Raw genomic sequence first — 14,697 nt, 5'->3', positions numbered from 1 at the left:
GGTGATTTTAATCCTTGGGATTCTTTATGTGATCCAATGGGGATTTCATGGTTTTCCGACAGGAAATTAATATTTGATTGATTTAAAGCTCTGGAATTTATTTTAAGATCAGTAAAAACCCTCAAAGCAGTAAAAATGCATCATCGCTATTTCACTTTTTCTTGTTATAAAAAATGATCAGCAATACGATAATGATCGCCAAGATGGCAAGAATGATCGTAGTTTCCATAACAATACCTCTCATGCATAGATCTTAGGTTTTAAATATCTAAATTAAAACCGAACATATATTAATTAAACTCAAGTTTTGTTAGAGCGGCTAGTTTTTGAAAAAACATTTTTCAGTGATGTTAATACAAGAGCCGCTCAATCCTATTCTTTGTCTAGCTAAAAAATAAACACATATTTAGGCAACAGACACATTAAATAATGATCCGATCCATGCACTGAATAACATGGCGATAATTCCCCAGAGCATCACCCGAACAGCACCTCTCCAGACACTTACTCCACCGGCATAGCTTGCCAGTGCACCCATCATCCCCAAACTTAAAACGCCAATCAGCATGACGCCTTTATCCAGATAGTGTTCCGGTAAAATCATGATTGAAATTAAAGGGAATAATGAACCTACCGTAAAGGCCATGGCGGAAGAAAATGCAGCGAGAAAAGGTTGGGCAGAGGTATGTGCTGAAATACCAATTTCGTCCCGAGCATGGGCATCCAAGGCATTATGGTTGGTCAGCTGTTCAGCGACCTGTTGTGCCAAAGCAGGTTCCAACCCACGCTGTATATAAATTGTTTTGAGCTCATTTAACTCATGGGTGGGATGGCGCTGGAGTTCGCGCTCTTCCATGAGTAGATCATTGGTTTCAATGTCTTGCTGGGATTTAACTGAAATATATTCACCGGCCGCCATCGAGGCAGCGCCAGAGATTAAGCCGGCAACACAGGTCACCAATAAAATTTCTGTGGATGCTCCACTGGCTGCAATACCCACCACCAGACTGGTGACCGAAATAATTCCGTCATTTGCCCCCAGTACAGCTGCACGAAGCCAACCCGCGCGTTCGATATAATGTTTTTCAAGATGGTATGAATGGCGCACAATGAAGCCCCTTTTTTATTATCATCATGATTATAGTAAATTTAAGTCATGTATAGATAGTAGGATTGAATCGATCTGAAAATTATCTTGAATGATCTGATCATCGTGCGCTTGGCTTAGCCTTTTATCAATCCAAGATAAAATCGAAGTGAGATTCATAAGTTCAAGAAATCAGACGCACTTGATACATAATTGATTTACGAATGGTAAAAATGATTAAAGCAAATCAAATATATCGAACAAAATAATAGCTGAGTGAGCCGGTTTAAAAAGAGAATTATCATGAAAGAAAAACATGAAAGCCATAAATGCTTGGTATGCGGCAAGCACTTTCTTCTGAAAAATCTCACCCCGATGGGAACAGTCAGAAAAGTCATTACCGAAGAGATTGCCAGGGATATTCCAGGCTGGACACCGCAAGATTATATTTGCCAGGCAGATTTAACCCGGTACCGTATACAGTATGTACATTCATTATTAAGTTCGGAAAAGGGTGAAGTGGCTGACCTTGAGTTCGAAGTGATTCATAGCATGCATCAGCATGAACTGATCACTAAAAATGTGGAAACGACCTTAGAGCAAAAGTGGACCTTGGGAGAAAGGCTCGCCGATAAAATTGCAACTTTTGGTGGAAGCTGGACTTTTTTGATTTGTTTTGCAATCTTCTTGGGGCTGTGGATTACGATAAATACTGTGGTGATGGTGACACAACCTGCCGATCCTTATCCATTTATTCTGTTGAATTTAATTCTGTCCTGTCTCGCGGCGATTCAGGCACCTATTATTATGATGAGCCAGAACAGACAGGAAGCCAAAGACCGCTTACGTTCGCAAAATGATTATCAGATCAACTTAAAAGCCGAACTGGAAATTCAGCATTTGCATGAAAAATTAGATCATCTGTTGCTGCATCAATGGGAACGGTTGGCGCAAATTCAGGAAATCCAGCTGGACCTGCTTTCTGAAATGAGCAAAAAAGATTAAAAGGATGCTGTGGGGGAATCTCTATTATTTTATAGAACTTATAAGCAATAAGATAACGATATCCCTTGAGCTGATAGATACCAGTGAGGATTTTAGATGTATTAAAAAGCCCACAAATGAGTGGGCTAAAATTAAAATAGTGGGATTTAAATAAAATAACTGGTTTTGGTCATCAACTTGGAAATGCCTGTCATGGCGATCTTAACTGGAACGGGTAGATCTACACCGCCAGCATTTAACGCTGTATCCCGATGATGCAGTTCATCTTCATTCATCTGTTCTAGAATACGACGAGAACGTTCATCCTGCGGTGGCAACTGGCTAAGATGATGCTGTAAATGCATGCTGACCTGACGTTCTGTTTCAGCCACAAAACCCAGACTGTATTTATCGCCTGCGATTCCGGCAATTGCACCCATACCGAAGGAAAGACCGTACCAGACCGGATTGAGCAGACTGGTATGGCTATCCAGTTCTTTTAAGCGGTTTTCACACCAAGCCAGATGATCCTGTTCTTCAATCGCTGCCTGTTCCATTTCGCGACGTACATTCGGGAGTTTCGCCGTCATCGCCTGACCATGGTACAGCGCCTGTGCGCAAACCTCACCACTATGATTGACCCGCATTAAACCTGCCACATGACGTGCATCACTGACGGTTAACTGTGTTTCTACCGGTTGGGCCGGATTTTCACGTTGGGCCGAAGTCGTGCCCGGGACTAGACTGCGTAATGCCTGGTCAAAAGAGTGAATCAGTTTATCGAGACCTGTATATTGACGCATGAATTAATCCTCCAAGGGCGCTTTTGCAGTTTTGATCATTGGTTTCAGCCGGTAAAGTAGCCAGAGAGTAAACAGGCCGCTTAATACTGCGGTAATACAAAAAAGTATTTTAAGATCAAGCTCTAAAACACTTAAAATAATAATCGAGAATATAGCAGAAGATACCATGAAAACGGCATTCAGAATGTTATTTGCTGCAACCACACGCGCACGATGTGAGCGGGGAGAATGCGCCTGCATCATGGCATACAGCGGTACAATATAAAAACCGCCGCTAATTCCAAGTAAGGTGACGGCCAGCATCACATGATAATAGCTCCAGCCTTGCTGAAAGACATCTGCCAAGCCGATTAATGCACCTGTACGCTCCGGAACAAAGGCCAGACTCGCGGCCAGATACAGGGCAAAGATCACCAGACCGATCGCGCCAAAAGGCACCATCTTGATATTGACCTGGCTGCCACCAATTTTACGGCATAAGTATGAACCCAGACCAATTCCGACAGAAAAAAAGGTTAAGAGCAGACTGGCGACATTTTCAGATGCATGCAGATTTTGTAATGTCAGCTGAGGAATCTGGGTCAGATAGGTTGCACCATAAAACCAGTACCATGAGTTGCCCAGTAAAATGGTAAAAATCAGAGGTAAGCTTTTGGCATATTTCAAGGTCTGCAAGCTGGTGCGGAAGAAATTCCAGTCAACTTGCAGCTCAGGCGCGGGAATACTTTGTTTCAGGATATAGCGACTGGATATATAACCAATCAAGGCGATGCTGATGACGGTTAAACTGATCCAGATCAAGTTGCCGGCAGAAGCTGCAATAACTGCGCCGCCTAGAATCATACCGAACAGGATTGCCAGAGAAGTTCCGGACTGAAACAGGGCATTGCCGGACATCAGTTCATTTGGTTTCAGCACTTCAGGTAAAATGGCATATTTAATCGGGCCAAAGAAAGTGGAATGGGTGCCCATCAGGAACAGGGCAAATAACAGAATCCATAAATTACCCATGAGAAAACCGACAGTTCCCAGCAACATAATGGCAATTTCCAGAAGCTTAAGATAGCGAATTAGCTGTGAACGTTCGTATTTGTCGGCAATCTGACCGGCAGTGGCTGAAAAAATAAAATACGGCAAGATAAACAGTAAAGCCGCCAGATTATTTAAAGTGCTGATGTTGGCCGATTGCTGTTGAATCCATCCATAAGTGATGACCAGCAGTAACGCCTGTTTAAATACATTATCGTTTAATGCACCAAAAAACTGCGTCAGAAACATCGGTAAAAAGCGCCGAGAAGCTAACAAATGTTCATTTTTGTTCATATAGGCCGTGCTACATTAAGTTTTATTAAGAAATGTCAGTTATGCGTAAACATTGAGAAAAATCATGTAAGATACTTTCAGCCATGTAAAGGTAAAAACCAATTAATTAAGCTCCTTAGCTTATATTTTTCGGTCAAATAATCAATTAAAGAATGTATTCGTTTAGAGTTTGCTATGCCTGCAAAGAAAAATTTTAAAAAAACGATGCTAAATCGCAGTATGGGGCCTCTCATACCACAGCATAGTGGTATGCAGCTGTGTATGAGCATCTTTTTTATGATGTTATCCCATCAGAGCATGGCACAAACCGAACAGCCCGAAACACCTGTGGCCATTTCTCAGGCAGAAATGGTAGACGAGCTATCCAAAGAAGCGATTCGTCAGGGTGTGGCTACGTCCGAAACGGAAGCGAAAGAAAAAATTGAAGAAGCCTTGGAGCCGGAAGTACCAGTCGACAGTATGTTGATGCTGGAACAACAGCAAAATGCAGGATCTGGTCTGGGTGAATTTACGCCGATCGAATTTGATGATCTGGAAGATCTGCCTATGCAGACCATTGACCAGAACATGGCCAATGAAATTTACCAGGTAGCCGAGCAAGCCAAACAGGAAGCACAAAACTATCGCAATACTCAGACCAGCGAAACGGTGGTGGCTGATGTCAGCCAGCAAGAACTGCTGGAAATCAATCAGGCGCCGGTGAATGTCGATCAGTTGATGCAATCGATTCAGGCAGACAGCCAGATTATTGTAAAAAATAATGAAGCCGGATTGACCTTGCCAGAAGTGCAAGGGCCACTGGTTGCTGAGGATGATAAACGTCCGAATCTGTTCAAACGGCTATTTTATAAAATCCGTCCTCCACGACAGATCATGACCGCAAGAGTTCCTCGCATTAGTGCAGATGTGGTGATCATAAATGGGCAAGGTGTTGCACAAAGCAAAGGTATGCTGAATGGTAAAGAGGTGCCTGAAGGCCATCTGAATTTAAGAAATAATGTCAAAGCCAAATTATCCAGTTTTACCCAAGAGTCTTTTGGCGACTTTAATTCGGCTTTGCCGCAATTACGCACCTTGTCCAGACAGGCAGCGCAGGCAGTGGGTTATTATAATGCCCAGTTCAGGTTTGAAAAAATCTCTGACAGCCGGGTTCGAGTTTTTGTGAACCCGAATGAGCCTGTCTTGATCAGTACTCAAAATATTGAATTTACTGGAGAGGGCGCCGAACAGCCACAATTCCAGGTCATCAGTCTTTTACCTGAACAGGAAGAAGGCGATATTTTCAATCATGGTAATTATGAAAAAACCAAGACACGCATTACCACAGCAGCCAATAACAATGGTTATTTTGATTCATTCTGGCGTCTGCATGATGTAAAGATTGCTCAGCCACAAAATACCGCCGATGTGAACCTGCGTTTTGAAACGGGTGAACGTTATAAATTAGGCAATGTCGAGTTCAGAATGAGCGATCCTGAAAAGGAATTTCCGCTGAACCGAGACGTACTGGAAAGCCTAGTCACCTGGAAAGAGGGTGCAGATTATACCTTCTGGCGAGTCAATAGTCTGGCCAACAACCTGACCAACTCACGTTATTTTAACTATACCCTGGTGGATGCGATTCGCCCTGATCCGCTTGATAAAGAGCTGGAACTGGCACCCGATATTCAAAGCCTGATTGAAGAACAGAAACGGAGTGAAGATCAGGCTGCTACGATGCAACCAGCTCGCTCGGTATCCTCTTCTCAGGAAGTGACCCAGAATGTCGTAGATGAAGACCAGTTTGCCGGTAGCCGCGATCAGGAAAGTGCAAATTTAAGAACTTTGCGGGTTGAGCAGCAAACCAAAGAGAATGAACAGGACCGTTTAAAAGTACAGGCACGGGAAGAGAAAAAGATTCCAGTGATTGTGACTTTAAATGCAGACCGTTTAAACAGTGCTGAAGTGGGTCTGGGTTATGGCACAGATACCGATATCCGTTTACGTGGTCAATATCGCCGTGCCATTGTGAACAAGCGCGGACATTCATTTGATGCCAACATCGAGTTATCAGGCATCCGTCAGTCGATTGATGGACGTTATAATATTCCCTATCACCATCCGCTGAATGACTATGTCAGTATTGTGGGGGGGTATGAGCGTGAAGAGCGTGAAGGTGTCGCACAGGGTGAAGGCCTTTTGATTGAATCTGCAGTCTTAGGTGCAGACCGGATTATCAAGAATCCACGTGGTAGCTGGCAACGTACTTTCGGCGCACGTTATCGTCTGGATCGCTTGAAGCAGGATGGTTCTGTCGACTTTAACCAGATTCCAGAAGCTTTTCGCTTTAATACCGAAGATGAACAGCAATCGCTATTAGTCGGTTATGAAGTTTCACGTACCGAGAGCGATCGTCGGGTCAACCCAACCAAGGGTTTTAAACAGACCTATAAGATTGAACTGGGCAGCGAGGCTTTACTCTCTGATGCAGATATGGCCATTGTGAATGCGGGCTGGCGTTTTATCTATTCGCTGGGTGAAAATGCAGATCATCAGTTTGTGGGTCGTGCCGATGCAGGCTATATTTTCACTGAAGATTTTGCCAAGGTACCGTATAACCTTAGATATTTCACCGGTGGTGACCAGAGTATCCGTGGTTTTGACTACAAGAGCCTTTCTCCGGAAATTGAGGGCTTTAAAGTAGGTGGTCAGGCTTTAGGCGTGGCTTCATTAGAATATAATTATCAGTTCAAGGAAGGCTGGCGTGCTGCGGTCTTTGCAGATGCCGGAAATGCCTATAATAAAGAATTCAATAATCCGACCGAATATGGCGCGGGTGTGGGTGTACGTTGGGCTTCACCGATTGGGCCTATACGTATAGATGTAGCGACTGGACTGTCTGATGACAATTATCCGATTCGTTTACATTTCTTTATTGGGTCGCAGTTATAAAACATCATTTTAAAAAATAGTTATTTGAGTAGATCATGGTCGAGAACCAACCACAGCCAGAACAAGAACCACAAGATAGCGTTGTGCCGAAAAAGCGCCGTATATTCAGAAGCATCCTATTGTCGGTGCTTTTTTCGCTGATTTTTCTGCTGTCTGTGCTGGCTTTACTATTTTCGACCAATCAGGGCAGTAAATTCCTGCTGGATCAGGTGCTGGAACGCCAGAAAATTATTCAATATGAATATGAGGGCGGTAATTTATGGCGCGGGATTATTCTTAAAAATGTGCTGGTCAGCCTGAAACCAGTCGATGTCAAAATTGATCGTGCTGATGTTAAGCTGGGCTGGCGCGCGATTGTCAAAAAAGAAATTCATCTGACTGAAGCCGATGTCCTCAATCTGCAAATTATTAACAAGCAACCATCAACGGGCGAACCGTTCAAGTTTAATGCTATCCGTTTGCCTTTTATCTTGCGCGTTGATCATTTACTGCTGGATCATTTGGTCATTAAAACCCAGACCAATGCAGTTGATTTCTATAATATTGAATTAAATGAGGCGCTCTGGTCTGGCACCGAATTAAATTTTGAAGATTCCCGGATGGATATGGGCTATCTGTCAGTACGTGAAGCCACGGGTAAAATGCAGTTTGAAGGTAAATACCCTCTAGATGCTACGGGCATCGTCAATCTGCCTTCCTTAAGAGATAGCTTGAATATTCATGATATTCAGGTGAGGGCACGTGGAACACTGGACACGATTCAGGCTGGCGTAGCGACCAATACGCCTGATTTATTAACCGGTTGGGTTATTGTACATCCTATGCGCCCTCAGGTACCGATGCGCGGCGAGTTGAAGTTCAAGGATTATCACTGGCCTATTCTGGCCGAACAGAAACTGTTTACCAAAGACGGCATTGCCGAGTTCAATGGTGATATCCAACGTCTAGATCTGAATGTCCAGACTGACCTGATTGGGGAAAATATTCCGCAAGGTCAGTATAGTGCGGTGATGTATACCGATCTGGTCAATCAGCTGAATATTACCGATCTGAATGGTCAGTTGATGAAAGGCGCAGTCAGCCTTGCCGGGACAGTGGGCTGGAAAGACCGGGTCAGCTGGGATTTGGCTGGGCGTTTGAATGGGATTGATCCTAAACATGAGCGCATTCCGCAAGTCGTACAAGATTTCTTGCCGCCAAGTCTGGATGCCAATATCGCTTCTGCGGGTAACCTGGAAAATGGCCTGCACCTTACCGGACTGGTTGATTTTGACCGCTATGAAAGCTGGAATCTGAAGCTGGATCAAAATCCGGTCAAGGCCAATAAAATACAACCGATGCTGCTGGATGTTGCCTGGAAAAATATTGATCGCGCCGTACCTTATGTGGGCTGGCTCAGTAGTGAGTCTGGCGATGTCAAATTGGCATTGGTCGAAGGTCAGCAGAATATTCATGTGGCGACCAAAGTTGAGCAGCATGAAGAGGGTCTTTTACCTGCAGGCATGTATCAGGCCAAACTCAATCTGAACAAGAATATCCTGAATGTCCCGAGCTTTAATTACAGCGCCAATGCACAGGCAGGCAGCTTAAGCGGTAATGCACGGATTGAACTGCCACAGGAAAAACGTCAGTTAAAATGGACCGCGATATTAAATGCTAAAAATTTAAATACCCAAAGTATTGCCGCAGCTTCACCGGTAGATCGTTTGAATGGTCAGGTTAAAGCCAATGGTTATGCGCAACCGAATCAGCAGATTATTAAACTGAACAGTGTCGACCTGACTGGGCGACTGGCAGAGCAGAATGAAACTGTACGTTTGACCGGTAACAGTACCATTGCCTTGTTATTCCATAATGAAAAAGCGGGCGGCGGTTTTAGAGGGTATGCGATTAATTATGATGGTGCTTTAAATGCCAGCCAGCTTAAAGCCAGTCAGGGTCTGCTAAAACTGCGCGTTTCAGGTACCCCGGACATGTTGAAGATCAATGAATTCCGTCATGATGGTGTGGCTGGCAAGATTAATGCTAGCGGTCTGGTCAACCTGGCGAATGGGATTGGTTGGGACATTAATGCATCCTTAATCCGTTTTAAGCCGCAATATTTTAATGCCAAACTGAAAGGCGAATTGTCAGGCAATGTTCAGACCAAAGGTGTGTGGTCAGATGCGCTAAAACGCATTCAGATTCAACGCTTGAATCTGGCTGGTATGCTGAATAATAAACCGGTACGTGGTAAAGGGAATTTATCGGTCATTATTAACTCAAATCAGCGCGGTTTTGTCCCAGAGCAGTTTGAAGCCAATAACCTGTTCCTGTCTTATGCCAGCAACCAGATTCAGGCGACTGGTAATGCGCAGAATCTGCAACTCAAAGTCAATGCACCGGCGCTGTTTGAGCTGTATCCAGGCTTAAGAGGTCGGGCGCAGGGCTATATCAATATGCAGGCACAGCCTCGCTTACAGGCTTCGGCTAACCTGTCTATTGATAATTTTGCCTTTAAAAACTTGTTTAGCGTGCAGAAAGTTCGTGTTCGCGGCCAGTTGCCGACATCGCAAAGCACACCAACCTTATTGACTGCAACCATGGATCGTCTGCGTAGCGGTTCACGCGAGATTGTACGTGGTGAGATCTCACTGGCCGGTACCCGTGCTGCACACATTCTCAAAGTGCAGGCCGAAAACCGCCTGTCCGAATTCTTTGTGCAGCTTGCCGGCGGTTTTAATGCCCAGAATAACTGGCTGGGTCAAATTCAAAGAGGTGATTTCGACTCTTTACGTGCCCGTCTGGTACAGCGTCAGAATGCAGCCGTGATTTATAACAGTGCTCAATCGGATCTGTTCATCGGTGCTCATTGCTGGATGAGTCAGCAAAGTCAGCTATGTTTTGATCAGCCGATTCGGGTTAATAAAACCCGTGGCAGTGCCTCTTTTGTTACCCAAAACCTTGATCTGGAAGATTTCAGTGCATTCCTGCCTGATGGATTGGCGTTGACGGGTAAAGTCAATGGTTATGCCAAGGCTGCTTGGGCACAAGGCGCCAAACCTAAAATCGACGCGCGTCTGGTGACGCGTAATGGTGTGGTGGGCTTATCTTCCGAAGATCCAGATTATTTGGGTTCTACACTGAAATATGATGAAGTCGGTCTGGTGGCAAAAAGCGTGGCAGATGGCTTGCAAATTCGGCTGGACGTTAAAACCCCGGATATCGGAACCGGCTATGCCAATGTCATCATTGATCCATACCGTGACAGTAAACCGATGCGTGGCGAAATTGCCTTTAACCAGGTACGGCTCAAAGTCTTTAAGCCATTTATTCAGGACATCCGTAATCTGGACGGGATTTTATCTTATGCCGGAAAAATTAGCGGAACTTTAACGGATCCTTTGCTTGAAGGTGAGGTTCGTGTCAAAGATGCTTCAATCAGCATGATCTCCCTACCGGTGAATTTGACCAATGTACAGCTCTATTCATCCATACGTCAGAATTCGGCCAGCATCAATGGCGCATTTAACAGTGGCCGTGGTGTGGGCAAATTAACCGGTTCTGTGGAATGGAAAGGTGATCCGCGGGTGCAGTTAAAACTGCAAGGGGACAATCTGCTGATTCGTCAGGCCCCATTAATTACCGCTGTAGTGACACCTGATTTGACTCTGGACATGTATCCATTTAATAAAAAACTGAGTCTGAGTGGCACAGTCGATGTACCGCGTGCGCTGATTTCAATGCCTGAAGCCTCAGAACCTGTAGTCGGTTTATCTTCAGATGTACGTGTCGTACATGAAGGTGATGATCAGCTGGCGATCTTGAAGTCTGCACGTCCTTGGGATATCCGGGCAGATGTTGCTGTTTCTTTAGGCAATCAGGTGATTTTCCAGGGCTTTGACAGTCGTATTCCACTCTTGGGTCGAGTCAATCTGTCACAGCGTGGTCTGGAAACTGCAATGCGTGCCAATGGTGCAATCGGGGTATCACAGCGGGTGAAAATCGAAGCCTATGGCCAAAGTCTGGACTTGAATCGTGCTATCGCGCGTTTTAATGGTGAACTTACCAATCCGACACTGGACATTGATGCCAATAAATCGGTTCAGGGTAGTACAGTCGGGGTACGGGTAACAGGGACTGCATCGAGTCCAAGTATTCAGATTTATAATGATGCGGGCCTGTCAGAACAGGAAGCCTTAAATGCCTTGATTACCGGTCGTGTTAATGAGGGTGTATCTGGTTTAAGCCAGGCTGAAGGATTTAGATCCGATGTGAATAATACGATCGCTGCTGCGGGGATTAGTTTGGGCTTGGGTAGCACCCGCGCACTGACCAACCAGATCGGGCGCAGTTTTGGCTTAACTGGTCTAGCTCTGGATGCCCAAGGTACAGGAGATGATACCCAGGTTTCTGTGACCGGTTATATTACGCCTGATTTATATCTGCGCTATGGGGTCGGGGTATTCACACCAGTGAATAAGCTGACTTTACGTTATCAGGTAAATCAGCGTCTGTATCTGGAAGCGAGTCAGTCTTTAGAACGTGCGATTGACTTGTTCTATAATTGGCGATTCTAATCTCATTAAAAAAGCCCTAATTTTAGGGCTTTTTTAATTTGAGATAGTACACAAATTTTATTGGTCATACAGTAGATTGATTTATGGATCAGCAGAAGCGTTAATGTCTGAATTCAATCTCTCTATATATACGACAATGAAATCACGAGTAGAGAAAGAATTTAGGATGAGACTTCAGGGTGAAGAAAACTGATCGTCGTATAATTCAGTTATCACATATAGAAAATCAATTAAAACATGCAAGAACAGACTGAAAATCAATAAAACCATAATAAAAATAGGTGTATATTGAAAATACGATTTCACGCATAAGAGCATCTTCGCATGTCGACTAAATTTATCATCCGTTTTGCTGCGATTCTATTTTCTGTACTTATTTTGACTGCATTAGCCATTCAATTTTTCTTTAAACCGGATGTAACCGTAGTTCTATGGATTTTCGCTGTACCTTTCATTTTGGGCATACCAATTTTGGCTTCTGTTGTATTGACCACCAATGATGAACTTGATATTCATAGCGTCAACTAGGCTTGAACCTTAAAGTGACGTATTTAAAGCGCATGTAATCTTTTCTGATAGAGCAGCTGACATTTGCACTTTGTTTAATAAAACAGACTTTATTTTAGAGCAATGCCATTTAGTTAAGTATGCATTAGAAACTGTAGTAAAAATGAGTGTATGTTTATGCTCATTTTTTATCAGCTTACTCCAGAATTTGGATTTAACTCTCAAATCATCATGATTTACATAAACTCTAAGAAATAAGGGAATATTCTTATCATTATTCATTCAAAATAGGTCTTCATCATAAAACTCATCATTTTAGAGAAAACAGAATGCCTAAAAATAATTATCTACCAGCTCTAGAACAAGTTTATGACTTTTTAAAGGAACGACCAGGTTTTAAGGATAAAAGTGAATTTGATAAAGCAGTAGAATATTTTAGAACTCTACATGAAAGTGATCCTCTGGATTTCAGAGTTCAAGCACCGAATACTGTCGCTGGAAAATTTGGTGCTAAAGAAACTATAAATTTTGGGTCTATGCCAGAATTCAGTAATAAGGAAAATTTCCTTAACTGGATAGATACGCAAATTAACCACTAGTTGAAAGACTTTAAGCAAACGCATCATACGGTAGGTTTTCATTTATTATTCATACATTCATTAACATGTAGTACAGAAAACAATCGAAACTGAGTTGGAAAACTACAAATTTGAATGATAACTTTGTATTCAAATCTTCCCAGTAAAGAGGTGAGCAATGAAGTTGTTGACTTTGGTTGGTATGGGAGTAGCAGCGAGTTATTGTTATAAAACTATGAAAAATGGCAAGCTTGCTCTTTCAAAACCTGACTTTGATGAAAGTGTAAAACGATTTGTACTGCAAGAATTTGCAGCTTAGTCTTCACGAGATATTTCCCAAAAAAGCCCATCGGATGATGGGCTTTTTTATTTTATAAAAATTTATAATTTTAATATTCAGATTAAAAGCAGTTTAATTATAGCCACCATGTTATAAACCTACCTCGTGATCTATTTTAAATAATTAAATGAGAGCTAATGGATGATGAAGATGGAAATGAATGGTGCGAGCTTATATATTCTGAAGCCTTGAGAATATATAAACCAACAAAATACAACACAGTCAACAAACTCAGATTCTTTGCCTTGATTCTAGAATTATTCGCAGAAATGCAGCATGAGGATGTAATAATTCAAGTAAAGGCTGTGAATGTGAAACTTAAATTGAGATCTAAAAATTACATTTTTTGGGTGTTTGAAATGCCTAATTTTCAGGATAAGACGTTATTTTTAACTTATATGTCTAGCAAATTAAGTCAGCTATAAAGTGCCTTTGAAGGTCAAAATCGTCAATTACTTCAATAAGTATAGTTATTTTTTATAAAACTATAGTTTTGTTATATGTTAATGGGGTATTTATATATTTTTATCAATAGCTTGCTTATTCTCTAGTCGTTGCTCACTTTGACAACATATCTGAATCAGCGCAAAAGTGATAAAGGGGGAAGGCCCATCGAAAGGTGGGCTTTTTTAACATGTACAGCTTATTGAACGAAAAGTAACTTAAAGCAAATGTAAGAGAACAGTTTATTAATACTCCCTATACTTTATTGATAAATTCACAGTGCTATAGTCATTTTGCGAAAACAAGAAGACGCAAATAATACGAAGAAAATGACTACAGCACTAGCCCGCTTATTTGAAAGAGTAAGGGCTTTGTTGCACAAACCTATCTGTAAAGGCTTTTTCAGCGATATAATTTTCAAATGAAGAAGCCTACACACAAAATCTACCGCACAACCAATTGGCCCGCATATAACCGAGCACTCATGAGTCGCGGAAATATTGCCATTTGGTTTGATCCTGCTACGCAATGGTATGCTCCATCAAAAGGCAAACAAGGGCGAAATCAAACCTACTCCGACGCAGCCATCCAATGCTGCTTAATGATTAAATCCTTATTCCGTCTATCTTTACGTATGGTCACTGGCTTTGTGCAAAGTCTGATTAAACTTTGCGGATTAAATTGGACCGCACCAGATTACAGTACGCTTTGTAGAAGACAAAAGCATATTGATATTGCAATCAGCTACCAAAAAAGTAGCGATGGGCTGCATCTACTCGTAGACTCTACAGGCATGAAGTTTCTAGGTGAGGGCGAATGGAAACGCAAGAAACATGGAGCTGAATATCGTCGCCAATGGCGTAAACTTCATATTAGTATAGATGCCAAAACCCTGCAAATACGAGCAGTTCAGCTTACAACCAATAATGTCAGTGATTCACAGGTGCTTGGTGATTTACTTAATCAGATTCCACAAGATGAGCAGATTGACTCTGTTTATACCGATGGAGCTTATGACACCAAGCAATGCCGTCAGGTCATTGCAGATCGGCAAGCACATGCGGTGATTCCACCTAGAAAAAATGCGAAACCATGGAAAGATACAAAGAGTAGCTCGCTAGAGCGAAATGAATTACTTCGA

Annotated in this window: 11 protein-coding genes; 8 read left to right on the top strand and 3 right to left on the bottom strand. The window is 42.7% G+C overall.

Features of this window, described 5'->3' with window-relative positions; translation table 11 throughout:
• Window positions 1-406: 406 nt before the first annotated feature.
• Window positions 407-1,108 carry a VIT1/CCC1 transporter family protein gene (locus tag ACNPNW_RS12615; RefSeq protein WP_004645386.1) on the bottom strand — a complete coding sequence of 234 codons (702 nt, stop codon included), beginning with the start codon at window positions 1,106-1,108 and terminating at the stop codon, window positions 407-409.
• Window positions 1,109-1,390: 282 nt separating this feature from the next.
• On the opposite strand from ACNPNW_RS12615, the gene ACNPNW_RS12610 reads away from it, so the two are divergent.
• On the top strand, window positions 1,391-2,092 hold the full coding sequence (locus ACNPNW_RS12610) for a DUF1003 domain-containing protein (protein ID WP_222112200.1): 702 nt from the start codon (window positions 1,391-1,393) through the stop codon (window positions 2,090-2,092).
• A gap of 146 nt (window positions 2,093-2,238) precedes the next feature.
• Here the strand turns inward: ACNPNW_RS12610 and coq7 are convergent, their stop codons facing one another.
• Together coq7 and ACNPNW_RS12600 are read right to left on the bottom strand one after the other, a co-directional pair.
• Window positions 2,239-2,874, bottom strand: coding sequence for a 2-polyprenyl-3-methyl-6-methoxy-1,4-benzoquinone monooxygenase (gene coq7, locus ACNPNW_RS12605; protein WP_004278762.1), 636 nt, complete (start codon window positions 2,872-2,874; stop codon window positions 2,239-2,241).
• A gap of 3 nt (window positions 2,875-2,877) precedes the next feature.
• Window positions 2,878-4,197 carry an MFS transporter gene (locus ACNPNW_RS12600; RefSeq protein ID WP_005263241.1) on the bottom strand — a complete coding sequence of 440 codons (1,320 nt, stop codon included), beginning with the start codon at window positions 4,195-4,197 and terminating at the stop codon, window positions 2,878-2,880.
• Between the two features lie 174 nt (window positions 4,198-4,371).
• On the opposite strand from ACNPNW_RS12600, the gene ACNPNW_RS12595 reads away from it, so the two are divergent.
• From ACNPNW_RS12595 to ACNPNW_RS12565, 7 genes are all read left to right on the top strand, one after another.
• Entirely contained in the window at window positions 4,372-7,128 is a 2,757-nt protein-coding gene (locus ACNPNW_RS12595) for an autotransporter assembly complex protein TamA (RefSeq protein WP_448767011.1), read from the top strand.
• A gap of 35 nt (window positions 7,129-7,163) precedes the next feature.
• A complete protein-coding gene (locus tag ACNPNW_RS12590) occupies window positions 7,164-11,687 on the top strand; it encodes a translocation/assembly module TamB domain-containing protein (RefSeq protein ID WP_448767010.1) in 4,524 nt (1,507 codons plus the stop codon).
• Window positions 11,688-12,011: 324 nt separating this feature from the next.
• Window positions 12,012-12,215 carry a hypothetical protein gene (locus ACNPNW_RS12585; protein ID WP_004278758.1) on the top strand — a complete coding sequence of 68 codons (204 nt, stop codon included), beginning with the start codon at window positions 12,012-12,014 and terminating at the stop codon, window positions 12,213-12,215.
• 308 nt (window positions 12,216-12,523) lie between these two features.
• Entirely contained in the window at window positions 12,524-12,793 is a 270-nt protein-coding gene (locus ACNPNW_RS12580; protein ID WP_448767009.1) for a hypothetical protein, read from the top strand.
• 157 nt (window positions 12,794-12,950) lie between these two features.
• Window positions 12,951-13,091: a hypothetical protein gene (locus ACNPNW_RS12575; RefSeq protein WP_004645377.1), complete on the top strand. Its 141-nt coding sequence runs from the start codon at window positions 12,951-12,953 to the stop codon at window positions 13,089-13,091.
• 158 nt (window positions 13,092-13,249) lie between these two features.
• The gene (locus ACNPNW_RS12570; RefSeq protein ID WP_005103447.1) at window positions 13,250-13,537 is read left to right on the top strand and encodes a hypothetical protein; all 288 of its coding nucleotides are present in this window, start codon (window positions 13,250-13,252) and stop codon (window positions 13,535-13,537) included.
• A gap of 440 nt (window positions 13,538-13,977) precedes the next feature.
• On the top strand, window positions 13,978-14,697 hold a 720-nt coding region (locus ACNPNW_RS12565), incomplete at its 3' end, for an IS5-like element IS17 family transposase (RefSeq protein ID WP_448767008.1).

Source organism: Acinetobacter endophylla, from assembly GCF_053543775.1.
This window is presented reverse-complemented; position numbering and strand designations above follow the sequence as displayed.

Coding starts and splice junctions, on each gene's coding strand:
- ACNPNW_RS12610 (WP_222112200.1), top strand. CDS start 1,391: ATGAAAGAAAAACATGAAAGCCATAAATGCTTGGTATGCGGCAAGCAC.
- coq7 (WP_004278762.1), bottom strand. CDS start 2,874: ATGCGTCAATATACAGGTCTCGATAAACTGATTCACTCTTTTGACCAG.
- ACNPNW_RS12600 (WP_005263241.1), bottom strand. CDS start 4,197: ATGAACAAAAATGAACATTTGTTAGCTTCTCGGCGCTTTTTACCGATG.
- ACNPNW_RS12595 (WP_448767011.1), top strand. CDS start 4,372: ATGCCTGCAAAGAAAAATTTTAAAAAAACGATGCTAAATCGCAGTATG.
- ACNPNW_RS12590 (WP_448767010.1), top strand. CDS start 7,164: ATGGTCGAGAACCAACCACAGCCAGAACAAGAACCACAAGATAGCGTT.
- ACNPNW_RS12585 (WP_004278758.1), top strand. CDS start 12,012: ATGTCGACTAAATTTATCATCCGTTTTGCTGCGATTCTATTTTCTGTA.
- ACNPNW_RS12580 (WP_448767009.1), top strand. CDS start 12,524: ATGCCTAAAAATAATTATCTACCAGCTCTAGAACAAGTTTATGACTTT.
- ACNPNW_RS12575 (WP_004645377.1), top strand. CDS start 12,951: ATGAAGTTGTTGACTTTGGTTGGTATGGGAGTAGCAGCGAGTTATTGT.
- ACNPNW_RS12570 (WP_005103447.1), top strand. CDS start 13,250: ATGGATGATGAAGATGGAAATGAATGGTGCGAGCTTATATATTCTGAA.